We start from the raw sequence: 25,847 nt of genomic DNA on the forward strand, positions 1-25,847 counted from the left end.
CTGGCGTACAACCTGAGGCGGGTGTTGAACCTGCTTGGGGTGGAGTGTCTCCTGGAGGTGCTGAGGAGCGGTAAAATGCCCGTTCCGCAGCCGATCTGAGCCGTTTGCGTCGTCTTCAAGGCTCCAGAGGAGCGGGTTCTCCCTCCAGACGCATCTGAGACGCTGCTCAGGCCGCTCACCCCGAATTTCGCGTCTCGCTCTTCTTGAAAACCGTCGCAACTCCCAGTCGCGGAGGTTTTCACACGGTCTGGGCCTGATCCTGACGGCTCTTCTCACACGGAGAAACAGAGGAACGGAGAACTGCGATGTCTCTTTTCCTCTGTTTCTCTGTGTGAACCTTCTAATACCACCTTCCGAAACCGACTGTGCATTCCACACACGAAGTCATCCTGAGGGAGCGTCCGCGCGTAATTCACCCCCGCGCCAATGGTTGGACGCGACCGAAGGATCTACTCCGCGTATCTGGTGGCCAGGTGCAGTGCGCAGAAGCCGGCCTCGCTCCGGGGTGAGTAGATCCTTCGGTCGCCGCCAAGCGTCGTTGCCGAGGCAGGTTCGGCGCAGCGGCTCCCTCAGGATGACATCTTCTTTGCACAATCGATTGCAGAATCTGGTATAATCTCGTCGATCACCCCGCCGGGTACAGGCGGTACCTGGCGATGCGCCGCTCCCAGGCCGCGTTCTCGCGCTCCCAGCGGGCGTAGATCGTGCGCGGGTCCTCGCCGCGGCGCACGGCGGCCGGGGCCCACTCGCTCCCCAGCATCTGCAGCATCGGCCCCATCCCCAGGCTCCGGGGGTTCATCCGGTAGATCTCGGAAAGGAACACCAGCGCCGTCAGCACCGGCTTGTAGGCGTCGCGGTCGGTGACGTACAGGCGCACGCCGTGGCAGCGCTCGTTGCGGAACTGCATCCACCCGTCGCCGCGCGGCGTCCAGTCGGCCTGCTCGAAGCGCACGCCCGGCAGGTTGTAGCGCCGCACCCGCCGCAGCAGCTCGGCCCCGTCCACGTACGGCGCGCCCACGTAGCTGAACGGCGCGCTCGTCCCCCGCCCCACGTTCAGGTTGGTGGTCTCCAGCATCACCAGCCCCGAGAAGCTGAGCGCCGCGTCCAGGCTGCGGATGTTGGGCGACGGGTTCACCCACGGCAGCCCCGTCTGGTCGAACCAGCGCCCCCCGCGCCACCCCTCCACCGGCACCACCGAGAGGCGGGCGCCGATGCGGTACTCGGCGTTCACGTAGCGCGCCAGCTCCCCCGCCGTCATCCCGTGGCGCAGCGGCACCGGGTACGCCCCGGTGATCAGCGGCCCGCGGCGGCGCATCTCCCACTGCATCAGCGGCCCCTCCACCCGCGCCGTCACCGGGTTGGGCCGGTCGAGCACCACGAAGGGGATCCCCCGCCGCGCCGCCTCCTCCATGGCGAAGGTCATCGTCCACACGTAGGTGTACGGCCGCGCCCCGATGTCCTGGATGTCGAAGAGCAGCACGTCGATCCCCCGCAGCATCTCGGGCGTGGGCCGCTCCGTGGCGCCGTAGAGCGAGTAGACGGGGAGCCCGGTCTTGCGGTCGCGCGCCGTGCCGATCCGCTCGCCGCCGTCGATGCTGCCGCGGATGCCGTGCTCCGGCCCGAAGAGCGCCACCAGCCGCACCCCCGGCGCCGCGAAGAGCACGTCCACGGCGCTCCTCCCGTCGCGGGTGACCGCCGTGTGGTTGGTGATGAGCCCCACGCGCCGGCCCCGCACCAGGTGCAGCGAGTCGCGCAGCAGCACCTCGATCCCCGGCACCGGCACCCCCTCGTCGGCGTGCGCCGGGGGACGGACCGTGTCGGCGGGGAGCGTGGGGAGGGGCGCGGGCCCCGGCGCGGCGCCGGGGCGGGCGACGGACAGCAGCGCGGCCAGCAGGGCGGCCGGGAGCGCGGCGGCGCGCAGGAGCGGGACGGCGGTCATCGGTGTCAATGCGGGTAGAGCGGTGTGTCGCGGGACGGCGGGCGTACGGCTGCCGCCGTGGGACCATGGCCGGGCGACGGTGGGGGCCGTGCGGCTCGGGCTGGAGGCGTGGCTCGGCGACGCGGCGGGAGCCGGTCGCTCACGGATGAGTCGGTGGAGTCGGCGCACCCGGACGGCGCCGCCGGTGCGGCGGCTACGCTACGGAGTGGCCGGTCGAAGGGGAAACGGTGGCGCCGGCTCGCCGCCGGCGCGCTCGAGGATATGCGGCTGGCGCGCTTCTACCGGCGCGCGCGGCGGAAAGGTCCGGCCCGCCCGGGCTCGGGAGCGGATCCTTCGCTCTCCCGGTCGAGCGGCTCGAGCAGCGCCCCGATTCCGCTCAGCAGACGCGGGAAGGACTCCTCGAAGCGCTCCGGCGTGGTGAAGTCCGTGCTGAACCGGTCGCGCAGGAAGGGAGGCACTTCGACCGGCTCCACCAGGAACACCAGGGTGGGAACGTAGTGCTCCGCGAGCTCCGCCCGGGCGGCGTCCGGCAGCTCCGTCCGCACCCATTCGGAAGCGGCGGAGTCGTGGGAGAGGACCACGGCCAGGTACTCGACCTCGCCGATCACCGCCGCCAGCTTCCCGCGCAGCGACTCGCCCGCCCCGACCTCCGCCTCTTCGGCCCAGGCCAGCACGCCGTGCTCCCGCAGCCGCTCCGCGATCTTCCGGGCGAAGAAGCGGTCGCGCGGGCCGTGGGCCAGGAAGACCGAGACCCTGCGCTCGCGCGTGCGGACCGGGCCCTGCCGGTGGCGCTCGGCGTACTTCCCCCGCACGCCCGTGCTGAAGTCGTACTCGGCGCGCAGCTCGGGATCAGGTTCCTTCTTCATACGTCCTGCGTTCGCGGCGCGCGGCCGGGCGGGCGCTGATGATACGAAGAGGAACTCCATCCGAATCTAGCGGCGCTCCGGGGGAAAGGAAGCCTTCGCCTCAGAACACGTCGCTGCCGCCGAAGCTGAAGCCGCCGGAGCCGCCGCCCTTCCCCTTCCGCTCGGGGCGGGCGCGCGAGTAGGTGCCGCTCTCGGCCCGGCTGATCTTGCGGTGCGCGGCGAGGCCCTCCAGCAGCAGTTCGGCCGCCGCAACCGTCACCCCCAGGTCGTCCTCGTCGAAGAGGCCCGCCTCGCGCAGCGCCTCCACCAGGCCGGGCACCCCCTGGAGCCCCTGCAGGCACGCGTCGGCGCCGGCGCCGTCGGAGATCTGCAGCACGCCGCCGTGGTCGAAGTGCTCCACCACGTCGCCCAGGTCGTCGGCGTCCCAGGTGCGGTCGAAGAGGTCGCGCGCGGCGGCCGCGATCAGGTCGCGGGCGATGGCGTCGGAGCCCTGCAGCTCGCCCTCGTACTCCAGCTCCATCTTCCCGGTGATGGAGGGGAGCGCCGCGTACACGTCGGCCACGCGGGGGACGATGCGCCCCTCGCCCGCCGCGAGCGCCCGGCGCTCGGCGTTGGAGACGGCGGTCTCCAGCACCGAGATCGGCATGCGCTGGCTGACGCCGCTCCTCCGGTCGATGCGCTTGTCGTCGCGCGCCAGGAACGCCACGCGCTCCACCAGCTCGGCGATGAAGGGGGGCACCTCGACGGGGACGCCGTCGCGCCGGAGCCACGCCTCCTGCCGGGTGATGGCCATCCCCTCCTCGGGGGTGCGCGGGTAGTGCGTCTGGATCTCGGCGCCGATGCGGTCCTTGAGCGGGGTGATGATCTTGCCGCGCGCCGTGTAGTCCTCGGGGTTGGCGCTGAAGACCATCATCACGTCCAGCGGCAGGCGCACCGGGTAGCCCTTGATCTGGACGTCGCCCTCCTGCAGCACGTTGAAGAGCCCCACCTGCACCTTCCCCGACAGGTCCGGCAGCTCGTTGATGGCGAAGATGCCGCGGTTGGCGCGCGGGAGCAGCCCGAAGTTGATGGTGAGCTCGTCGGAGAGGAGGTGCCCGCCCCGCGCGGCGCGGATCGGGTCCATGTCGCCGATCAGGTCGGCCACGGTCACGTCGGGGGTGGCCAGCTTCTCCACGTAGCGCCGGTCGGGGCCGATCCACTCGATCGGGGCGTCGTCGCCCGCCTGCTCCACCAGCTGCCGGCCGTGCTTGGAGATGGGGGCGAAGGGGTCGTCGTTGGTCTCGGTGCCGGCCAGCACGGGGACCAGAGGGTCCAGCAGCCCCGTGAGCTGGCGGATGATGCGGCTCTTGGCCTGCCCGCGCAGCCCCAGCAGGATGAAGTTCTGCCGGGCCAACACGGCGTTGACGATCCCCGGCACCACCGAGTCCTCGTACCCCACGATCCCGGGGAAGAGGGTGCCGCCCGCCTTCAGCCGCGCGATCAGGTTCTCGCGCAGCTCGGTCTTGACGGAGCGGGTGCGGTAGCCGGCGGCGCGCAGGGCGCCGAGGGTGGTGGGACGCTGCGACATCGTGCCTCGCGGGGGTACTGCCTGCGCCGGGCGGCCACGCGCGCGCCGGCCCCGGCGGGGCGCGGCGCGTCGGCGGTGGCGGGGATGCGTGAAGGCTACCGGACCCCGCGGGGGGAGTCAAGCGGGTCCCCAGGCGCGCCGGCTTCGACCGGCGCACCTGGACCGGGGAAGGCGAATCTCTACGGCGTCTGCGAAGGGCAGTCGCTGCACCACGGGATGACGGTCACCGTTCGGGGCGAGACCGACGGTACGCCCGGAAGCCGCAGCGTCAGCGTGAGCCCCTGAACCCAGGGACTCGCGCGGGTGGTGCGCAGCGGGTAGCTCGCGACCGACCAGACATACAGACCGTAGTAATCGAAGCTCCAAGGAGACGGCGGGAAGAGCACCGTGCTCCCGCCCTCGAGTGCAGCCGGATAGTCCGCGGTGACTTCGGGAAGCGTGTGGTCGATAACGGGATTGCCGTAGCGGTCGCTCACGCCGATCCGGATGCCCAGAGGTTCGCAGGTGCCCCGCCACATGGGGTCGGGAGACGTAGATGCCAGCGGCCTCACCGTGTCGGCCCGCACTTCGTGCCAGTGGCAAGGAAACCGCAGGTTGTATCCGTGATTTTGCGCCATCAGAATCAGGAACCCGGCTGGCGCGCCAGGATCGAGCAGTATGGAGTCCGCCGCTTCAAGGTGACTCCCATCGGGCCAGGTTCCCGAGACCGACAGCGTGGCTCTGCGGGAGAGGTCGAGATAGGGATGCGGGTAGTTGGGGGTCAATCTCGTCCGGAGCGTCCACGCGACGCTGGCGCCGCCCGCCGCGTCGGTGATCGCCACCATGTCGCTCAACGCGCCCGACGCCTGGAGGTCCAGCCTCACCCCGGCGACCGGCGTCCCCTCCTCATCGGTGGCCGTGAACGAGTACCGGAGCGTGGTGCCGACCACGGCGGGCTCCCCCAGAGCGCCGTTCTCTCGATCGATGCTCAACCTGTAGCGCGTCTGCGCTTGGTTGACCTCCGCGTATACCACGTTGGCAAAGGCTGCGAGCACGCGGAGGGTGGCGAATGACCCCGGCCCGGGGAGCGTCCAGGCAACGCTCGCCGTGCCGGTGGCATCCGTGGCCGCCGATGTCGGATTCACGGTTCCGGGAAATCCGGTGAAGCGGATTTGCAGTCCGGAGACGGGCCCGCCTGCCTCGTCGAGAGCCGTGACCCGGTAACGGACGGTGCTGCCGGGCGGGAGGGATACTTCCGCGCTGCCATCTTCGCGCTCCAAGCGCCACCGGATCCTCTTCAGCGCCTGCTGTACCTGCGCATAGGTGCTCCAGTCGTCCGGCGCACGGACGTAGAGCGTAGCCGTAGACCCCGACCACGGGAGCGTCCAGTCGACGCTCGCGATACCTGCAGAGTTGGTGGTGGCTCCTTGCGGCCTCACGTCTCCCGGCCATCCGCTGAAGTAGACAGTCACCCCGGGAATGGGCTGGCCGGTGTCGTCAAGCGCCGTGACCCGGTAGCGCACGGTGCTTCCGGCCAGTGCGGGTGTTTCCGGACTGCCCTCGTCGCGCTCGAAACGCCACTGGAAGTCCCGCGCGTCCTTCAGCGCCTGGCGCGCCTGGGCGTAGGTTACCCTTCCGTCCGGCGCAGTGACGGAGAGCCAGGCCGCGGCCCTCGAGTTCGGGAGCGTCCATGCGGTGCTCGCCGTCCCCGCGGAGTCGGTGGAAGCCGTCTCCGGCCGCACTCTGCCCGGCGACCCGCTGAAGAGTAGCGCAAGTCCCGCGACGGGCCGGCCGGTCTCGTCCAGTACCGTGACCCGGTAGCGCACGGTGCTGCCGGGCATCGCGGCTACTTCCGCGCGGCCGTCCTCGCGCTCGAGGCCGAACCAGTACCGATTGCTCGTCACCTCCACGTCGGCGCTGGCGCTCATCCCGGGGCCGGTGACCGTCAGCGTCGTCCTACCCTGGCCGCGCGGCACGATCCGGATCGTGCACGGGTCTCCTGGAAGCGGCGCGTAGACGGCGACAGCCACCGAAGAATCCGACTGGAACTGCAGCGGCACCTGGCCGCAGACGCTGGTCCCACTCGCGGCGCTGCGCGCGGTGAAGTGCACGTAGCTCGGGCTCAGCGCCCACATGTCTGCGCGGATGACGCCGCCCGGCGGCGTCTCCAGCGCGAGCTCGCCGAGTGCGCCCCAGGAGACGTGGAGCCGAACCGCGCTCCGCAAATCACGGAAGAAGGCGGTGATCTCGGCCGTACCCGGCCCGTGCGGCGTCACCAGCCCCATGGAGTCGACGGAGGCCACTTCGGGACGGTCGGACCGGAAGCCGACCCGGGCGTCGGGCAGCGCGTTTCCGCGCGCATCCACCACGACCGCCGTAATGCGGAAGGTGTCGGCGACGAGGACGGAGCGCTCCGCGGGCGAATCGACGCGGATCGCGCTCGCCAGCACCGCCGCGCTCGGCGCGTCCCGACAGGCGCCGAGAACGAACGAGAGCGCCGCCACCGCGGTGAGCTGGACAGGTAGGCCTGACATGGAGCACCTCCCTCGTGGACTTCGGTCGGTACCGCCTCTAAGCCATACCGGAGTCTTTTATGGGAGAGAGGTGCGCGCTCCGTTCGGTGCGCGTCTTTTTAGACAATATACTGAAAGGAAGTCTTATTCCCTATAGTGACGAATGTGAGCGTCGAGACCGCCGCGTTCGAATTCGGATTTCGCGCGCACCACCGCTTACCTCCCGGCGGTCGGGCGCAAGGAGCGCACGCGTGTGCTGGGGGGCGTGGGTAACGGGACAGGGAGAGGAAGCTGAAGCCGCGGCGGGCGGCGCCGCTCGTCTGTTTCGCCTGAAGATCAGGCGGGAGGCGGCACCACGATCGAGACGCCGCCGGGGTCGCGGCGCATGCGGGGGAGGATGGTGGGGACGGGGGCGTCTTCCAGCGCGGCGCGCAGGGCGCCGAAATCGGCGAAGGACGCGAGCTGCTCCAGGGTGCGCACGGTGGGCGGCAGCAGCTTCATCTGCCCGGCGCGGAAGCGCTCGACGGCCTCGCGCGGGGGGAGCCACACCGCGTCGGTCATCTCCGCGTCGTGCACCTCGCAAGCCGCGTCCTCGGGCGCGCGCGCGGCGAAGAAGCGGGTGTCGTAGCGGCGCGGCTCGGGCTCGGGGGTGATCCAGTGGGCGATGTAGACCAGCGCGTCGCCCATGAGCCGCAGCCCGTTCCCCACCGCCACGTCGCGGAGCGAGACGACGTCGTTCAGCAGCGCCCGGCGCGCCACGGCCATGCTCTCGGCGTCGTGGAGCTGGGTGGGGCCCTCGGGATCGGGGCGCGCCAGCAGGATCCCCGTCTCCTCGAACGCCTCGCGAATGGCGGCGGCCACGTACCCCAGCGCCTCGGCCGCATCGACTTCCAGCCGCTCCGCCCACTCGCCCGGGGTGGGGCCGTCGAGCCGGTCGGCCACCTCGCCGCTCGAGTCGCGCGGGTCCACCACGCCGCCGGGGAAGACCCACGCCCCGGCCGCGAAGCCGCTCCGCTTGTGGCGCCGGAGCAGCAGCGCCTCCAGCCCGCCCCCGCCCTCGCGCAGCAGGACCACGGTGGCGGCGGGGCGCGGGGGGACGGGCACCAGCGCGGGGTCGTCCACCTTCTCCGCGAACCCGGGGGGAAGGCTCTCCTCCGGGATCAGGAAGACGCTGGGGTCGCCGGTGGCGCGGCGCGCGGACGAGGCGGCGGACTGCGGGCGGTCGTCGGACACGGGCCGTCGCGGGCGAAAGGTCCTGTCTCGGGAGCACCGACAGCATAACCGGACCGGAAGGGCGAGGCAAACCGGGCCCCCTCCCCCGTGCGGTCCCCGGTTGCTCGCTCCTCGCAGCCAGAGGACGCGCTCCCCTCCCCCGCTGCGCGGTAGAGGGGAAACACCTCGGCGCTGCGCGCGACGAAACTACGTGCGGGATGCGGTTGAAGCCGCGTAGGGTTTGCGAGGCTTTCCGTGGTTCCAGCGGGCGGGTTCACCCGCTCGCACCCCGGCGCTCGACGGTGGAGCTCAAGAGACAGGCCCCCGTATCCGCCGACTCGACGCCGTCCGATTTCCTGCCGATCAGACAGGATGGTTCATGCCTGAATGATTGCATTCCGCCCTTCCGGCAGTCGGGCCGCGGGCGCACGCAAGTGCAGGCGGGACGCGGGTTTTCCAGGGCACGCGCGGCGGATTGGGGGGTATCCCGTCTCCGGCAAGGGAAATGCTGAGCGACCGGTCCAGCGGCCGCCCCACGCCGGGGCGGCGACCGGATTGAAAGGAATATCCGATGAGCGAGAGAACGACGCTTCCGGTCCTCCCCCTGCGGGAGACCGTGATCTTCCCCGGGACCGCCGTGCCGATCTCGGCCGGGCGCCCGGGGACGCTGCAGGCCATCGAGGCGGCGCTCGCGGGCGACCGCCGTATGCTGGCCGTGGCACAGAAGGAGAACCGCGACGAGGTGGAGGCCGACAACCTCTACAACGTGGGCACCGTGGTGCGCATCGCCCAGGTGCAGCGCGGCGGGGGCGGGGTGCAGCTGCTGATCCACGGCGAGCACCGCGCCCTGGCGCTGCAGTACCTGCCCACCCCCGACCGGGGGCTCAGCGCGCACGTGCGCGAGATGACGGACCTGGAGCCGGTGAACGCCGAAGACCCGGCCTTCATCGCGCTGTACAAGGAGCTGCGCGACCGCGCGGCCGAGCTGGGGAAGCGGCGCGGCATCCCCGCCGAGATGCTCCAGCAGTTCATGGAGGGGATCACCGACCCCGGCCAGTTCGCCGACCTGGTGGCCTTCTACGTGGAGATGGACACCACGGCCAAGCAGAAGCTGCTGGAGGTGCTCTCGGTCGAGGAGCGCCTGCGCTCGCTGCTCCTGATCGTGCAGCGCCAGCTCACCCTGATCGAGGCGCAGGAGGAGATCCAGGCGCAGGTGCAGGAGGAGCTGGGCGAGCGCCAGCGCGAGATGCTGCTGCGCGAGCAGATGAAGGCGATCCAGCGCGAGCTGGGCGAGGAGGACGAGGGGCGCGAGATCGAGGAGCTGCGCGAGAAGATCGAGTCGCTGGAGCTCCCCGAGGCCGCGCGCGAGGAGACGCTGCGCGAGTTGGGGCGCCTGGAGCGCACCAACCCGCAGAGCGCCGAGTACCAGGTGATCCGCACCTACCTGGAGTGGGTGACCGACCTGCCCTGGAACACGCGCACCGACGACCACCTGGACCTGGTGGCCGCCGAGGAGATCCTGCACGAGGACCACTACGGGCTGGAGGACGTGAAGGACCGCGTCCTCGAGTTCCTGGCCGTGCGCCAGCTGGCCGCCCGCCGCGCCGCGGCCGAGGCGAAGGAGGAGGCCGTCCACGAGGCCGAGCTGGAGGGCGGCGCGCTGGAGGCCGAGGTGCTGGAGGCCGCCGCCGAGGCGGGGCTCGTCCCCGACGCGGAGGCTTCCCAGGCGGAGACCGACGCCGCCGCCGACGGCGAGGGCGTGGAGGAGAAGATCGAGAAGCAGGTGACCGAGGCCAAGGCGCGCGCCACGGCCAAGGGCCCGATCCTGCTGTTCGTGGGCCCGCCGGGCGTGGGGAAGACCTCCATCGCCAAGTCGATCGCGCGGGCGCTGGGGCGCAAGTACGTGCGCATCGCCCTGGGCGGCGCGCGCGACGAGGCCGACATCCGCGGCCACCGGCGCACCTACGTGGGGGCCATGCCGGGGCGCATCATCCAGGCGCTCAAGCAGGCCAAGAGCCGCAACCCGGTGCTCCTGCTGGACGAGGTCGACAAGCTGGGCGTCAGCCTGCAGGGCGACCCCTCGGCGGCGCTGCTGGAGGTGCTGGACCCGGCGCAGAACCACGAGTTCACCGACCACTACCTGGGCGTGCCGTTCGACCTGTCGGAGGTGCTCTTCATCGCCACGGCGAACTACGCGCAGAACATCCCGGCGCCGCTGTACGACCGCATGGAGGCGGTGGAGTTCCGCGGCTACACCGAGATGGAGAAGAAGGAGATCGCCAAGCGCTACCTCCTCCCGCGCCAGGAGCAGGAGAACGGCCTGGAGCCGGGCGAGTTCGAGGTGACCGAGGAGGCGCTGCAGGCGGTGATCGCCGAGTACACGCGCGAGGCGGGGGTGCGCCAGCTGGAGCGCGAGATCGGCAAGCTGGCCCGCAAGGCGGCGCGCCGCATCGCCTCGGGGAGCCTGAGCATCGTCTCGGTCGACGAGGAGCGGGTGAAGGAGTTCCTGGGCCGCACCAAGGTGCACCCCGAGCGGGCCAACCGCGAGGACCAGGTGGGCGTGGCCACGGGGATGTACTACACCCCCACGGGCGGCGACATCATGTTCATCGAGGTGAGCGCGCAGACCCGCACCGCGCAGAGCACGGCGGCCGCGGCGGCCGAGAGCGAGGGGACCTCCGCCGGCTTCGGCAACCTGGTGCTCACCGGCCAGCTGGGCGAGGTGATGAAGGAGTCGGCGCGGGCGGCGCTCACCTATGCGCGGGCCAACGCGGTGCGCTACGGGATCGACCCGCGCAAGGCGTGGGGCTCGGAGATCCACATCCACGTGCCGGCGGGGGCGATCCCCAAGGACGGTCCCTCGGCGGGGGTGGCGCTCACCGCGGCGCTGGTCTCGGTCCTGAGCGGCACGCCGGTGCGCGCCGACGTGTCGATGACGGGCGAGGTGACGCTCACCGGCCGGGTGCTCCCGATCGGCGGCGTGAAGGAGAAGCTGCTGGGCGCCTGGCGCGCGGGGATCCGCACCATCGTGCTCCCGAAGGAGAACGAGGCGGACCTGGACGACCTGCCGCGCGAGGTGGTGGAGCAGATGGAGGTCCACCCCGTGGAGTCGATCGACCAGGCGCTCTCGGTGACGCTGCGCGGCGCCAGCTTGAGCGAAGGGAAGCTGCTCTTCCCCGAGCTGCCGCTGCCGCCCGCCATCCAGGGCGGACGCGGGCTGGAGGGCGAGGTGCGGATGCACGGGGGACGGTAACTTCCAGTACGGAAGTACGGGAGTACGAAAGTACGAGCACCACGTGCAGAAAGAGCCCCCGGAGGCGAGTCCTCCGGGGGCTCCTTTCGTTCGGCGGCGGGACGAGGCGATGTCTCCGCGCGCCTGCGCTAGCCTTCGCACCGACCCCGTACCTTCGTACTCTCGTACTTCCGTACTTCAGTTCACAGGCTCTCCCGCGAGGTCCACGTGCCGGAGGCGGGGACCGGGGGCGGGGGGGTGGTCGCGGCGGGCGTAGCCGGCTCGTCCTCGTCGCCGCGCAGGCGGAACTGCCAGCCGACGGAGACCTGCCAGCCGCTCAGGTCCAGGTCGCGCGGCCAGTTGGCGGGGAGCCGCTCGGAGGCGGCCTCGGGGAGCTCCCAGTCGACGCTCTCGAAGCTGCGCCAGCGGTAGCCGGCCTCCACGAAGAGCCCGCGCGGCTTCAGCAGGTAGATCCCCGCCGAGACGCCGAACTCGAAGGTCTCGGCCTCCAGCTCGTACTCCACGCCCTCGGGGTCGTAGCCGCGCGCGTGCCACAGCGTGGTGAGCCCGAAGCTGGCGCCCACGTACGGGTCGGCGATCCCCAGCCCCAGACGCTCGGGGAGCGAGGCGTACGCGGTGATGGTGGGGAAGGCGCGCAGGGAGCCGTGCAGGTCCAGCGTGGGCTCGGCGGCCTCGAAGCCGCGCAGGAAGCTGGTGCCGAGCCCCAGCTCCAGGTCGGCGCCGCCCACGGAAGGGAGGTCGATCAGCACCTCGGCGGCCATGCCGCAGATCCCGATCCCCAGGCAGTCGCCCTCCCGCGCGCGCAGCTCGCCGGAGCCGGGGATGTGGCTCCCCTGCAGCGCCACGGTGATGCTGTTGACCTCGTCGAACAGCTCGGTGAGGAAGTCGAACTGGGCGTAGGCGGGCGTGGCCGCCAGCACGCCGGCCAGGGCGAGGAGGGGAACGGCTCGCTTCATCGGGGGAACGGTCCGGGAGACGTGCGGGGGAGAAAAAACGACGCGCCGGCGGGTGCCGGCGTAAGCGGTTGGGCGCGTGGAAGATGCGCGAAAGCGGCGCGCGGGGCAAGGGGGACGGAGGCAGGGAAGGAGGCCGGGGGCGGCTGAAGCCGCGGCAACCACCGCAGGAAGCCTCGCAGACTGCGCGAGGCTGCGGGGCCGGCATCGGCGCGGGGGATCGGGATCGAAGCGGGGGCCGCCACGCGCGCGGAAGGCCGCGGCGGCGGTGTGTTCCCACAAACCTGGGCGGAGTGAGACCCGCGCGCGTGCGCCGGGGCGGCGGACCAGGGAGAGGGCGGGCGCGCGGGGCTCACGGAGCGGGCGCGGAGACCCCGCAAGCCGGCGGCCCGGCGGGACGCGCCGGCGAGGAGGCTCCGCGCCCCCGCGCAGGAGACAGGCGGACACGGGGTTTCGTCCGCCTGGCTCCGGAGCGGCACCGGAGCCCGCACAACGAGACGAGCCCCGGTCCGCAGTTTCGCGGACCGGGGCTCCTTTGCTTCGTCCTCACCTCGGAGACGAGACCGACCACCCGGATCAGTTCCCCGAGACGGCGCGGTAGGCGTTGATCACGCCGTAGCCCTCCTCGGAGTGGCGGCTCGGGTAGTACTGCGCCGTCTGCCACAGGCGCTGCCGGAGCTGGTCGCGCGTGAGCGCGGGGTTGCGGCTCCACACCAGCGCGGCCACCGACGAGACCACCGCGGTGGCGTTCGAGCTGCCGCCCATGCTCACCACGTCGCCCGTGTACCGGCCCGTGCTGGGGACGTCGAGGTACGCGGTGAGCTCCACGTCGCTGCCGTGGTGGATGCCGCAGGGCACGCCGCCGCCGGGGTAGGTGACGCCGGTGACGGCCACCACCTCGGGCATGTCGGCCGGGAACACCACGTTGCTGTCCAGGATGCCGTCGCCGCACCCGGAGGTGCCGGCCGCGCCGAAGAAGAGCACGTCGTAGTTGTAGTGCCAGTACTCGATCTCGTCGGACACCTGCCACCACCAGTTCAGGCTCTCCCACGCCATCGCGATCACCCACGAGCCGTACTGCAGGGCGCCGCGCACGCCGTACTTGGCGTCGCTGCTGGAGACGGCGGCCACCCCGTTGGCGTGGCGCACGCTCACCAGGTTGGCGCGGTAGGCGATGCCGCCCACGTTCTGCCCGTCGCGCGGCGCGGCGATGATGCCGGCCATGCGGGTGCCGTGGCCGCACTCGTCGTACGCCGAGGTGAAGGTGGGCGAGACGTACAGGAGGCGGAGGCTGCGCCCGGCGCTCTCACCGCTGGTGAAGGTGCTCATGAACTGCCCCTGCGCCGACGACAGCCCGGTGTCGATCAGGCCGATGGTGACCCCGGCGCCGCTGGAGAGCGTCCAGGCGGAGGGGATCCCCATGGCGGTGAACTTCTGCGAGTAGACGTCGCCCGAGGCGGTGTACTGGCGGTCGCCCGTCCACGGGTCGCCCCAGCTGCATCCGCCCACGCCGGCGTGGCTGTTCAGGTCGCCGGCGGCCATCACCGGCTCCACGTAGTCCACGAAGCCCAGCCTGCGCACGGCCCTGAGCGCGTCCACGCTCGCCAGCCGCACCTTGAGCGTGGGCAGCAGGGTGTCGCGCTGCAGGAGCGTCACGCCCTGCTGGGCGAGGACGGCGCGGCCGGCCTGGCTCCAGGTGGGCGCGTCGACCAGCACCTTGCCGCGGTAGAAGCCGCGCGGCGCGCCCGGCGCCTTGAGGCCCACCGTGGCCACCCCGCCGCCGGCGGCGACGTGCTCCCACAGCGCCTCGTCGGTGAAGTCCACGAAGGTGCCCGGCCGCTCCTGGGCGCGGGTGGGGATCTGCCCCTCTACGCGCGCGGCCGCGGGGGCGGCCGGCGGGGCGAGCGGGGTCTGGCTGTCGTCGGAGCACGCGGCGAGCGCGAGCAGCGCGGCCGCGGCGAGCGGGGCGGTGAGACGGAAACGGACCATCGGGCATCCTCGCTGGAACGGTGGAACAACAGAAACGCGGGCAGCGATGTGTGCCCGCGAGGGGGTGGAGACTGGCTGTGTCGTATGCCCCTAAGATAATGCCGCGGGGCCATTTGCGCAACTCGTGCGCCGTCGCGCGGCATCCCCTCCCGACCCCGGCGCGCGGCTCGCGCGTCGCTCCCGCGCGCGTCCGGCGGCGGTCGGGCGATAACCACGCCGGGCTTGCACGGTGGTGATTTCGCCGATCGGTTCCGCTCCCTCCGTCCACCGGGAGGAGACGCGGCGAGCGCCTTTCACCCGTTCGTCCGCCCTGCCGTTTTCGGCCTGGTCCTGCGGGCGGCCGCGTGCCCCCCGCCGCCCGCGCCGCACCCGGTCCCCTGCCGGCCTCCGGGAGGGCCGCCGCCCGGGCGGCGCGGGTCCCCGGCCCCGCGCCGGGCTCACCGCCAGTCGCCGAAAAGGACGAACGGCGCCCAGAAGCCGGGGTGGCCGAACTCCGGGTCTTCCTGGAGCGCCCGCTGCGCGAGCCGCATCGACAGGTCCTTCGGGTGGCCCTGCGAGAGCGCCTGGTAGAACTGGGCGAAGAACTCGCGGGCCGACTGGTCCTCCACCGGCCACAGCGAAGTGACCACGCTGGGGATCCCGGCGGCCGCGGCCGCGCGCGTCAGTCCGGCCAGCTCGTCGCCGGGGTAGCGCTTCGCCAGCCCCGTCACGCACCCGCTGAGCGTGAGCAGGCCCGCCGAGATCCGGCTTTCCATCAGGTCTTCCGCCGTCACCCGCCCGTCCGCCATCTCGACGCCGGAGAGGAGGGGGTCGAGCGGGTCGTACACGCCGTGGGAGGCGACGTGCACCACCGCCAGGTCCGGCGGCGCGTCGAGTAGCGCCGCCCGCGTGGCCCTGCTCCCCAGCAGCGGCGCGACTCCCAGGCGGGCCGCGACCCCGACGGCCTCGAGCTCCGCGCCGGGAAGGTCGCGGGTGGGGTTGCCGAGCACCCGCGCGGCCCCCTTCCGCAGCGCCGGACGGGCGAGCCCCAGGCACACCGGGAGGAACGCCGCCGAGGGGAGGACGCTGAGCGCGGCGGACTCGGCCAGGTACACCCGCTGCGGACCTTCCCCGGCCGGCCGGAACCAGGTGGCGCCGAAGGAGACGTAGTGGAGGGCCCCGTGCGGGACGATCAGCAGCCGCTCCATCGGCCGCAGCACGTCCCACACCGGCCCGAAGAGGAGGTGGAAGAGCACCTCTCCGGTCGGGACTCCCTCCACCCGCGTCGTCAGCTCGGTGCGGAACCGCTCGACCAGGTCGCCCAGGTCGAACCTGCCGAGCCGGTTGACGGTCAGCGCGGGCATCCCTTCGCTCGTCAGCACGAACACCGCGAGGTGGTCGCCGGGGCCCGCGAAGAACTCCACCACCGCCGTCTTCGGCGGGATCGCCCGGAAGAGCGCGTCGTGGCCCGGCAGCGTGTCGGTAACGGCGGCCGCCCGCGGCCCGGCGGAGCGGATCTCGGCCCGCAGCCGCCGCAGCTCCTGCAGCAGCGGCCGCGCCCGCTCGCGGTCTCCGTCCCGCAGCCCGGTGAGCTCGCGGGCCAGCTGCTCGCGCCGCTCCAGCAGGGGGTCCCCCGCCACGCTGCGCTGCAGGCGCTCTGCGCCCAGCGCGTCGAGGAAGGCGCGGGCCCGCGCGCGCTCGCTGAAGTAGAACGCGTTCCAGCGCTGGGAGAGCGTGGCGCTGAGCAGCAGCCCCTCAGCGTACAGGTCCTCTTTGTTCCAGAGGAGCTGCTCGCGCTCCTCGGGGCGGCCGATGCCGGTCCGCAGCAGCTCCACGGCTTCCGCGGCCTGCGCATACGCCGGGAGGACCTCGTCGTTCAGCGCGCGGGCCGCCTCGCTCGCGTCGGCGGCGCCCCGCACGGTGGCGGCGCGCGCGCGCGCCTTCAGCCAGAGCCCGCGCCACAGGAGCTCGACCAGGCCGAGCGCCTCCGCCTCGTCCACCACCTTCGAGGCGCGCGCGAGCGCGGCTCGCGCGTCTCCGCGCGACAGCTCCGTCTGGGCGAGGTTGAGGTCGCCGCGCAGGGCGTAGGCGGCGTTCCCCACCTGCCGGTGCAGCGCCTGGGCCTCCTGGTGCAGCCGGCGAGCCTCCGCGTGGTCGCCGCGCTTCGCCGCCACCACGCCCAGGCTGGAGAGCGTGCTGGCGATGGCGTCCTGGTTGCCGATGCGGCGGTAGAGCGAGAGCACCGACTCGAAGCCGGCGCGCGCGAGCTCGACCTGTCCCTTCTCGTCCAGCTGCACGGCCAGGTTGCTCAGCGCGTCGGCCGCCTCCTTGAGGAACCCGCCCTTCTCCGCCTCGGCGAGCGCTTCCCGCAGGTAGGCGTCGGCCGTTTCGAGGTCGCCGCTCGTCTGGTAGACCAGGGCCAGGAGGTTCAGGTCGTTGGAGAGCGCCCGGACGTTCCCGGTCCGGCGGTCGAGGTCGATGGCGCGCGCCAGGGTCTCCCGGGCGGCCTCCAGCTTCCCCTGTTCCAGGTAGAGGGCGGCCAGGTTGGCCAGGATGTCCGAGAGGAGCACGGGCGCCCACCGCTCTCCCTCCGTCATCCGTTCGGCCTCGCGGAGGTGCCGCTCGGCCGCGGCGAACTCGCCGGCCTGGGTGGCCACGATCCCCTGCTCCATGCGCAGGGCGGCCAGGACCATGCCGCGCACCTCGGGCGGCACGGCGTCGATCCCCGCTTCGACCGCCTGGAGGGCGGCCCGCGCCTCCCCGGCGCGCCCCGCCTCGCGCAGCCACGCGGGCTTCTGCACCAGGATCGTGGCCAGGAGCCCCGCGTCGCCGGCCTCGCGCGCCAGGGCTTCGGCCCGCGCGAGCTGGTCGAGCGCACCCCGCAGGTCGCCCCCCAGCCACGTCTGCGTGGCGGCGAGAAACGACGCCACCGCTTCCTCTTTCTCCGTCATCGATCCGCGACCCCTGCTCGCTGGTCCCCGCCGCCGGCCGGAGCGAATGGATGCGCGCGCGGACGCGGGGGGTCAACCAGGATCACCTCCAGGTCCGCCCGCCTCCCGGCGCGCGGCTTGCACCCGCACCGGGCGCGGAGCGGGACCGGCTTCGACCCGACACTCGGAGACCCGTTTGATCAGCCTGCACATCGTCCGCGGTTTCGCCGTCTTCACCGCGATCGTGGGGACCGCGGCCGCGTGCACCCCGCCGCGCGCCGGGCCCACCCCGGCCCCGGCGCCGCGCGCGCCGCAGCCGCTGCCGTACCGGCCGCTCTCGGAGGGGCTGCCGCCGATCCCCGAAGTCACCGCGCCGCTCGCCATCGACGTGGTCCACCCGGGGCAGGGCGACCCGCGCCCGGCGGTGGACTCCACCTTCGTCTACGGCTCGGTGGGGACGGGCGGGGCGGCGCTGGTGATCAACGGGGTGCAGGTGCCGGTGGCGCCGAACGGGGCCTTCATCGCCTACCTCCCCCTCCCGGTGGACGGCACCTGGCGCCTGGAGGCGTTCCGCGGCGAGGAGCGCGCGGAGGCGAGCGTGAGCTACCGCGCCCCCGGGTCCGCCGCGCGCGACTCCGTCGCCGCCGCCGCGGCCGCGCTCCCCGAGGGCGCCTTCCCCGGCCCGCGCGCGGCCGTGATCGTGGGCGGTGCGGACACGCTGGCGACGGGCTCCGACGCGGTGCGGGGGCTCGCGACCGCGGGCGGCACCACGCGCTGGTTCTTCCCCCGCGGCGCGCGGGTGCAGCTGGTGGAGCGGCGGGGCGGGGAGTACCGGGTGCGGCTGGACACGGCGAGCGCGTGGATCGACACCTCCGCCGTGCGCCTGGAGACGGGGCCCGCGCCCCCGGTGGCCGTGGACATGACCACCGCCACGCTGGCGCCGTCGGCCGACGGGGCGGAGCTGCGGATCGCGGCCGGGTTCGCGCCGTTCCAGGTGCGGGTGGACAGCGCCACGGTGGACGTGACCGTCTACCGCGCGGGCCCGGCGCGGATCACGCCCAGGCTGAACGACTTCGTGACCGGCGGCGGGATGGAGGCGGCGGGCCCGGGCGCCACGCGGGCGACCGCCACCCTCTCGCGCATCCCCTGGGGCTACCAGGCGTTCTACGAGCCGGGCGGCACCCTGGTGGTGCGCATCCGCCGCCCGCCGCCGATCGACGCGGCGGCGCCGCTGCGGGGGATCCGCATCGTGGTGGACCCCGGCCACCCGCCCGCGGGAGCGACCGGGCCCACGCGGCTGCGCGAGGCCGACGCCAACCTGCAGATCGCGCTGCGGCTGGCCGAGAAGCTGCGCGCCGCCGGCGCCGAGGTGCTGATGACGCGCACGGCCGACGTGCCGGTGGAGCTGGGCGAGCGCACGCGGATGGCGGTGGCGGCGAACGCGCACCTGCTGGTGTCGGTGCACAACAACGCGTTCGGCGAGGGGCAGAACCCGTTCCGCCTGCACCACACCAGCACGTACTACTTCCACCCCTTCTCGGCCGAGCTGGCGCGCGCGCTGAACCAGGAGATCGCGGCCGTGGTGAAGATCCCCAACCGGGGCGCCCTCTTCAACAGCCTGGCGCTGGTGCGTCCCACCTGGATGCCCACGGCGCTCACCGAGTCGCTGTTCATGCCGATCCCCGAGCAGGAGGCCGCGCTGCGCGACCCGCAGCTCGTCGACCAGCTGGCCGCCGCGCACGCCCGGGGGATCGAGGCGTTCCTGCGGGCGCGGGCGAACCGCTGAAGGGAAGTACGAGAGTACGGGAGTACGAAAGTACGGGATCGGCGCGGGTGCCGGTCCCCGATGCCGAAGTCCACGTACTCACGTACTTTCGTACTCTCGTACTTCCGCACTTTGACTTTCGCACTCACTCACTCACGCACTTCAGTTCATGAAAGCCATCGTCATCGCCCGCCCGGGCGGCCCCGAGGTGCTGGTCCAGGAGGAGAGGGAGGTCCCCCAGCCGGGGCCGGGGGAGGTGCGCGTGCGCGTGCACGCCTCGGCGCTCAACCGCGCGGACCTGCTGCAGCGCCGCGGCGCCTACCCCGCGCCCCCCGGCGCCCCGGCCGACGTGCCGGGGCTGGAGTACGCGGGCGAGGTGGACGCCGTGGGCGAGGGCGCCGGCCTCTGGGCGGTGGGGAACCGGGTGATGGGGATCGTGGGCGGGGGCGGGCACGCCGAGTTCGTGGTGGTGCACGAGCGCGAGGCGATCCGCGTCCCCCAGAACCTGTCGTGGGAGGAGGCCGCGGCGGTCCCCGAGGCGTTCCTCACCGCCTACGACGCCCTCTTCCGCCAGCTCGACCTGAAGATGGGCGAGCGGCTCCTGATCCACGCCGTGGGGAGCGGCGTGGGCACGGCCGCCGTCCAGCTCGCCCGCGCCGCCGGGGCGACGACGATCGGCACCTCGCGGACGCCGGAGAAGCTGGCGCGCGCCGCGGAGCTGGGGCTGGAAGTGGGGATCGACACGGAGCGCGAGGACCTGGCCGAGGCCGTCAACCAGGCCACCTACGGCAGCGGCGTGCACGCCGTGCTCGACCTGGTGGGCGGCAGGCTGCTGGAGGCCAGCTTGCGCGTCCTGGCGCTGCGCGGCCGGGTGATCGTGGTGGGCACCACCGCGGGGTCGAAGGCCGAGATCGACCTGGGGGTGCTGCTCCGGCGCCGCCTGCAGATGATCGGCACCGTGCTGCGCAGCCGGCCGCTGGAGGAGAAGATCGCCCTGGCGCGCGAGTTCTCGGGCTCGGTGCTCCCCCTCCTCTCCTCGGCCCGCATCCGCCCCGTGGTCGACACCGTCTTCCCCTTCTCCGACATCCGCGAGGCGCACGAGCGGATGGAGGAGAACGCCAGCTTCGGGAAGATCGTGCTGAGGTGGTAGGAAGTGCGAAAGTGCGAGAGTGCGAAAGTGCGAGAGTACGGATGCGGGTGACGAGCCGGTCGTCCGAAATCCCGCGAACGCGAAGGGGAGCCCACCGTGGGCTCCCCTTCGCTCACCTACCTGGTGCGATCATGCGGTTCGACTTTCGCACTGTCGCACTTTCGCACTTTCGCACTCTCGCACTTCCCTTACGACTCCGGATCGAGGATCCGCGCGATACGGTCGCGGCTGTCCTCCAGGTGCATGCGCGTGGCCGGGTCGCTGGTGGCGGGGATCGCCCGGCGCAGCGCCGCCTCCAGCGCGCGCAGCTCGCCGCGCAGCACCGCCTTCGCCTCGCCCGGCGCGCCCTGCGGCTGCGGCGGGCCCTGCTGCGGCCCGGCGGGGAACGCCACCACCGTGGCCCCGCGTTCGGGCGGGTTCAGCTTCTGGTCCACGATGTCCAGGAACGCCCGCTGCAGGTTGCGGCGGAAGGGGTCGATCCGGCGCCCGGTGCCCACCTCGCTCCACACCGCGCGCCGCACGTCGCCCACCATCTCGGCCAGCGGGTACGCCTCGCCGCGCGAGCCGGCCAGCGCCTCGAACTCGGCCAGGCGCCGCAGCCGCTGGTCGTTCAGCAGCGTGTTCAGGATCCCGCGCTGCGCGTTGCCGATCCGCTCCATCGTCCCCACCACCTCCAGGCGGCGGGCCACCTCGGGGTCGATCAGCAGCTCGGGCGTCTGGAAGGCGTTCTCGGCCAGGAACTCCACCGCCTGCTCCTGCCGCGACCGCGCGATCGGCACGTAGCGGATGCCGCCGCCGAAGCGCTCGCGGCTGTCCACGCCGCCCACGATGGCCGCCACGTGCCCCATCTCGCGCTGCCACTGCCCGATGGTCTCCGTGTACAGGTCGTTCAGGTCGCCGTAGTCGCGCATCGGCTTCTCGGCCGCCGGGAGCAGCAGCTCCATCACCCGCCGCAGGTTGCGCAGGCCCAGCGCGGTCGAGCGCACCGCGTCGGCGTCGCCCACCGCCTCGGTCACGTCGGCCGGGTCGGCGCCGAAGGTGCCGGGCGTGGAGAAGCGCAGCCAGGGCTTGGTGTCCTGCTCGCGCGCCCAGCGGTCCAGCGTCGGCCGCTCCGCGTCGGGGGTGGGCGCGTTGGGGATCGGCGTGTACCCCCACTGCGTCACCCAGATGTCGTAGGGGCCGATGCGGGGGATCAGCAGGTCCGGCGGGACGTTGTCCTCGGGCTGCGCCACGTAGTTCAGGCGCGAGTAGTCCATCAGCGTGGGGGTGTGCCCCATCCGCCGGAGGAAGCTCACGCTGCGCACGCTGTCGGCCGGGTAGGTGGCGCTGGCCTTCTGGTTGTGCGGGTAGCCCAGCGTGTGCCCCACCTCGTGCGCCACCACGTACTCCACCATGCGGCCCATGATCGAGTCCGGCAGCGGGAGCCGGCGGGCGCGCGGGTCCAGCGGCGCCACCTGCACGAAGTACCAGTCGCGCGCCAGCTTGATCACGTTGTGGTGCATCTCGATGTCGGCCTCGAGGATCTCGCCCGTGCGCGGGTCCACCACGCTGGGCCCCCGGGCGTTCTCGACCGTCGAGGGCCACCAGCGGATCACCGAGTAGCGCGCGTCCTCGGGGCTCCAGTCGGGGTCCTCCTGCGGCGTGGGCGCCATGCGCGCCACGATCGCGTTGCGGAAGCCCGCCGCCTCGAACGCCGGCTGCCACGCCTCGATCCCCCGCTTGATCCAGGGGATCCACTGCGTGGGCGTCGCCGGGTCGATGTAGTACACGATCGGCTTGACCGGCTCGGAGACGGCCGCGCTGGGGTCCTTCTTCTCCAGCCGCCAGCGGATGATGTACTCCCGCTCGGCCACCTTCTGCTCGGGGAGCCCGAAGTCCTGCTGGTCGACCGCGAAGAAGCCCACCCGCGGGTCGGCCAGGCGCGGCCGCATCGGGTCGTCGGGGAGCTTCACCATGCTCCAGTGCATCAGCACGCTGGCCGTGCGCGGGAGCGGGCGGAGCTGCTCGGGGGTGCTGGGCGGCGAGGGCGGCGTCACCGTGTAGGTGTGCGTGGCCTCCACCTCCACGTTGCGCGGGAACGAGGCCGCGCGCTCCACGAACGAGCGCGCCTGGTCCATCGACCCGCGGATCACGTTCCCCGGGCCCAGCTCGGGGATGCTGGTGGTGTAGAGCCGGGTGACGTCGATCACCGCGGCGCTGTCGGGGCCCCACGCCTCCACGTTGAACGAGGCGATCACGGGGTCGTAGTTGGCCGCCCGCACCGCGCGGTAGATCGGCAGCGTGCTGTCGGCGGTGATGTCGTGGCTCACGCCGCGCAGGAGAACGCGGTTGCCGCTGCGGTCCCAGCGCACCACGCGGTTGCCGGTCTGCTGCCCGCCGTAGCCGCTCCCCAGCGTGGTCTGCGCGATCTTGCTCACCAGCAGCATCTCGCGGTTGAGCTCGCGCCGGGGGATCTCGAAGAGCAGCCGGCTGCCGATGCGGTGCGTCTTGAACATCCCCTCGCGGGTGACGGCCTGCGCCGTGACCACCGAGGCGTACGGCCGGGGCTGCGGATCGGCCTGGCCGCCGCCGCCGGGGCCGCCGCCGCCCTGCTGGGGGGCGCCGCCCTGCTGCGGGGCGTCTCCGGTGCGCGGCGCGCCGGCCGCGGGCCCGCGCGAGGGGGCCGCCCCGCCGCCGCGCGGCGCCGGCTGCGGGGAGGGGTTCTGCGGGGAGCACGCCGCCGCGAGCACCACGAGGGCGGCCGTGCCGGTGAGAAAGCGTCTCGTCATGGTTTTCCAGCGTTGGGGGACGAGAGGAAAAGAACGGACGGAATGTATACAGTATTCCACCCGTGGCAACTGTCACCCGAACTGCTACATCGGTGGCGGAGCCTCTTACGACACGCGAGCGGGGCACCTCGTTGGCGGCGCGAAACGACGACGAGCGCACCTCACCCGGAGGACCCGGAGGACCGCGCGTCGAAAGCGGCTGCTCCGCGTACTCCGTGTCCTCCGCGTGAGCCGATCCGTTCCGATTCCCATCACCTGAATCCCCGGCCGGCGCCGCAACGTATGGACGCGCCGCGAACCGGGGGACGCGGACGCCTCCGGTCCTGCGCGCGAGGCAGGAACGGGCCCGGGGCTGCCATTCCGGCACGGCCCGACCCGGCCGACCAGGACGCCGGGAGAAAGGCCCGGCGGTCCGGAAGATGCACTCCCGCGGCACCTTCGGGGAAGACCCGAAAGGGCGTGGAACCTTGCGGGAAAGCGGCGGTATCCAGCCTGTGCGGAACGGCGCCGCGGCGCGCGTTCTACCGGTTGACGGCGCGGGGAGACGGGACTACCTTGTGCGCCCCCGCGGACCGGCCGGGAGCACGGCACACCTGAAAGATTTGCGCGTTTCGCAATGGACTTCCCCGCAGCACGACCGGAGCAGCTCCGGCCCGGCACCCGCCGGGCGCCGGGCCGTGCGCATGCCGCCGGGAGTGCCGGCTGTCTGGAGGGAGGGCGGGAATAGAGGCGTGGGCGAGGGTCCCGCGCCGTCCGTTCCCCGCCCGGAGCAACCCGCCCCGGGCGGTTTCGTTTCGGCGGAGGTTTCAGGCAGAGGTTTTGCAGGCCCGTGACGGTTCGCCCTGGTTCCGGAAAGCCCGGAAAGCGGCGGTCCGTCGGAGCGGATCATACGACTGACGACATGGCTACGGCAGCGCGCAAGAGCACGGCGGGACGCAAGCGCAAGCGCACGGCGCCCCGCCTGGACACCGAGTTCGGCCTCCCCTCGGAGGACCAGTCCAGCCTCGACCAGTACCTCAAGGAGGTGAGCACCCACAAGCTGCTCACCCCCGCCGAGGAGATCGAGCTGGGCCGCCGCGCGCGCGCCGGCGAGGAAGCGGCCATCAACGAGCTGGTGCGCGCCAACCTGCGCTTCGTGATCTCGGTGGCCAAGAAGTACCAGAACCGCGGCGTCTCGCTCTCCGACCTGATCCAGGAGGGGAACGTGGGGCTGGTGACCGCCGCGCGGAAGTTCGACCCGGACCAGGGGGTGAAGTTCATCTCCTACGCCGTGTGGTGGATCCGCCAGGCGATCCTCTCGGCGCTGGCCAACCAGGGGCGCAGCGTGCGCGTGCCGCTCAACCGCGCCAGCGACCTGGCCAAGATCTTCCGCGAGCGCGAGCGGCTGAAGCAGGAGCTGCGGCGCGACCCCACGCCGCAGGAGCTCTCCGAGGCCACGGGGCTCAGCCCCGAGATCGTGGAGAGCCTGCAGACGCTCAACGCCGCCGAGATCCGCCTGGACGCGCCGATCGGCGACAGCGACGACAGCCAGCTGATGGACCGCTTCATCGCCGAGGAGGCGATCGTCACCGAGGACGAGGTGGAGGAGCGGCTCCTCTCGGAGCGGATCGACCGGGCGCTGGGCACGCTGCAGCCGCGCGACGCCAAGGTGCTCCGGCTGTACTTCGGGCTGGAGGGCGGGCGCGAGCACACGCTGGAGGAGATCGGCGACATCCTGGGCGTCACCCGCGAGCGCATCCGCCAGCTCCGCGACCGCGCGCTCAAGCGCCTGCGCGAGGGCGAGATGGGCGAGGCCCTGGCCTCCTTCGCGGCCGCATGACGGCTCGCCGGCCCGTCGGACTCGGATTCGGGGCACCCTTCCGTCCGGAGGGGTGCCCTTTGCTTTCTTCCGAGTGCGAAAGTGCGAGAGTGCGAAAGTGCGAGAGTGCGCCTGCGGCGGGGCGGCTCCTGGGCACTGGGCACTGGGAACTGGGCACCGGGCGATGCTGACCGGCACGGTGCTGCGCGCGCAGGGGGGCGTCTACGAGGTGGAGACGCCCGGCGGCGTGCTGGAGGCGGTGCTGCGCGGGCGGCTCAAGCGCGAGGAGCGCACGGGCGAGAAGGTGGTGGTCGGCGACCGGGTGGACGTGGAGCCCGAAGCCTCGGGCGCGCAGACGGTGTGGGCGATCCAGCGCGTGCACGACCGCAGCACCCTGCTCGCCCGCCGCGCCCCGGGGAAGGCGCCGCGCCCCAAGCCGATCGTGGCCAACGTCGACCAGGTGCTGGTCGTCTTCTCGGCCGCCCGCCCCGCGCCGCACCTGCGCATGCTCGACCGCTTCCTGGTGATCGCCGCCGACGCCGGGATCGAGCCGCTGATCGTGGTCAACAAGACCGACCTCACCGGCGAGGACGAGGCGCGGCGGACGTTCGCGGCGTACGGGAAGGCGGGGTACCGCGTGCTGTTCGCCGCCGCCAAGCGGGGCGTGGGCGTCGAGGAGCTGCGCGAGGCGCTCTGCGGGCGGCTCTCCGCGCTCGCCGGCCCCTCGGGGGTGGGGAAGTCGAGCCTGCTGAACGCGCTGCAGCCGGGGCTGGGGCTCCGGGTGGCGGCGGTGAGCGAGGCGGTGAACAAGGGGCGGCACACCACGGTGACCGCGCAGCTCATTCCCCTGGAGTGCGGCGGCTGGGTGGCCGACACGCCGGGACTGCGCGAGCTGGGGCTCTGGGAGATCGACCGCGATAACCTCCAGTTCTACTTCCCCGAGTTCGAGCCGCTGCTGGGCGGGTGCCGCTACCCCACCTGCACGCACGTGCACGAGCCCGGCTGCGCCGTCCGCGCCGCCGCCGAGGCCGGCACGGTGGACCCCGGCCGCTACGACAGCTACCGCCGCATGATGACCGGCGAGGACGAGGAGTAGCGGCGAGCCGCGGAAAACTTTGCCGGATGCCGCCGCGGCCGCCTCGCGAAGCCCCGCCGGCCGCTCCCGCCAATCGACCCAGGTATAGAA

Annotated in this window: 14 protein-coding genes; 5 read left to right on the forward strand and 9 right to left on the reverse strand. The window is 72.6% G+C overall.

Annotated features, from left to right (window positions below; genetic code table 11):
• Positions 1 to 625 precede the first annotated feature (625 nt).
• From VF746_00815 to VF746_00835, 5 genes are all read right to left on the reverse strand, one after another.
• Positions 626 to 1,939, reverse strand: a complete 1,314-nt coding sequence (locus VF746_00815; GenBank protein ID HEX8690951.1) for a DUF1343 domain-containing protein — start codon at positions 1,937 to 1,939, stop codon at positions 626 to 628.
• Positions 1,940 to 2,217: 278 nt separating this feature from the next.
• The gene (locus tag VF746_00820) at positions 2,218 to 2,805 is read right to left on the reverse strand and encodes a toll/interleukin-1 receptor domain-containing protein (GenBank protein HEX8690952.1); all 588 of its coding nucleotides are present in this window, start codon (positions 2,803 to 2,805) and stop codon (positions 2,218 to 2,220) included.
• 100 nt (positions 2,806 to 2,905) lie between these two features.
• Positions 2,906 to 4,372: a sigma 54-interacting transcriptional regulator gene (locus VF746_00825; protein HEX8690953.1), complete on the reverse strand. Its 1,467-nt coding sequence runs from the start codon at positions 4,370 to 4,372 to the stop codon at positions 2,906 to 2,908.
• Positions 4,373 to 4,551: 179 nt separating this feature from the next.
• Positions 4,552 to 6,885: a hypothetical protein gene (locus VF746_00830; GenBank protein HEX8690954.1), complete on the reverse strand. Its 2,334-nt coding sequence runs from the start codon at positions 6,883 to 6,885 to the stop codon at positions 4,552 to 4,554.
• Positions 6,886 to 7,200: 315 nt separating this feature from the next.
• Positions 7,201 to 8,097: an NUDIX domain-containing protein gene (locus VF746_00835; GenBank protein HEX8690955.1), complete on the reverse strand. Its 897-nt coding sequence runs from the start codon at positions 8,095 to 8,097 to the stop codon at positions 7,201 to 7,203.
• Between the two features lie 550 nt (positions 8,098 to 8,647).
• Between VF746_00835 and lon the strand changes: the two genes are divergently transcribed.
• Positions 8,648 to 11,329, forward strand: a complete 2,682-nt coding sequence (lon, locus tag VF746_00840) for an endopeptidase La (protein HEX8690956.1) — start codon at positions 8,648 to 8,650, stop codon at positions 11,327 to 11,329.
• Between the two features lie 182 nt (positions 11,330 to 11,511).
• Here the strand turns inward: lon and VF746_00845 are convergent, their stop codons facing one another.
• The 3 genes from VF746_00845 to VF746_00855 all read right to left on the reverse strand — a co-directional run bounded on the left by VF746_00845 (position 11,512) and on the right by VF746_00855 (position 17,201).
• Positions 11,512 to 12,285, reverse strand: a complete 774-nt coding sequence (locus VF746_00845; GenBank protein HEX8690957.1) for a hypothetical protein — start codon at positions 12,283 to 12,285, stop codon at positions 11,512 to 11,514.
• Positions 12,286 to 12,858: 573 nt separating this feature from the next.
• Entirely contained in the window at positions 12,859 to 14,271 is a 1,413-nt protein-coding gene (locus VF746_00850) for a S8/S53 family peptidase (protein ID HEX8690958.1), read from the reverse strand.
• A gap of 437 nt (positions 14,272 to 14,708) precedes the next feature.
• Positions 14,709 to 17,201: a CHAT domain-containing protein gene (locus tag VF746_00855; protein HEX8690959.1), complete on the reverse strand. Its 2,493-nt coding sequence runs from the start codon at positions 17,199 to 17,201 to the stop codon at positions 14,709 to 14,711.
• Positions 17,202 to 17,376: 175 nt separating this feature from the next.
• Between VF746_00855 and VF746_00860 the strand changes: the two genes are divergently transcribed.
• Positions 17,377 to 18,966, forward strand: a complete 1,590-nt coding sequence (locus VF746_00860) for an N-acetylmuramoyl-L-alanine amidase (GenBank protein HEX8690960.1) — start codon at positions 17,377 to 17,379, stop codon at positions 18,964 to 18,966.
• Positions 18,967 to 19,114: 148 nt separating this feature from the next.
• Positions 19,115 to 20,095, forward strand: a complete 981-nt coding sequence (locus tag VF746_00865; protein HEX8690961.1) for an NAD(P)H-quinone oxidoreductase — start codon at positions 19,115 to 19,117, stop codon at positions 20,093 to 20,095.
• Between the two features lie 188 nt (positions 20,096 to 20,283).
• Here VF746_00865 and VF746_00870 read toward each other — a convergent pair whose 3' ends face one another.
• A complete protein-coding gene (locus VF746_00870) occupies positions 20,284 to 22,863 on the reverse strand; it encodes a zinc-dependent metalloprotease (protein ID HEX8690962.1) in 2,580 nt (859 codons plus the stop codon).
• A 901-nt stretch (positions 22,864 to 23,764) separates the two neighbouring features.
• On the opposite strand from VF746_00870, the gene VF746_00875 reads away from it, so the two are divergent.
• Entirely contained in the window at positions 23,765 to 24,682 is a 918-nt protein-coding gene (locus tag VF746_00875) for an RNA polymerase sigma factor RpoD/SigA (protein ID HEX8690963.1), read from the forward strand.
• A gap of 163 nt (positions 24,683 to 24,845) precedes the next feature.
• The gene (gene rsgA / locus VF746_00880; GenBank protein HEX8690964.1) at positions 24,846 to 25,757 is read left to right on the forward strand and encodes a ribosome small subunit-dependent GTPase A; all 912 of its coding nucleotides are present in this window, start codon (positions 24,846 to 24,848) and stop codon (positions 25,755 to 25,757) included.
• Positions 25,758 to 25,847 lie beyond the last annotated feature (90 nt).

The sequence above is a fragment of the Longimicrobium sp. genome (assembly GCA_036389795.1).
Classification (GTDB): domain Bacteria; phylum Gemmatimonadota; class Gemmatimonadetes; order Longimicrobiales; family Longimicrobiaceae; genus Longimicrobium.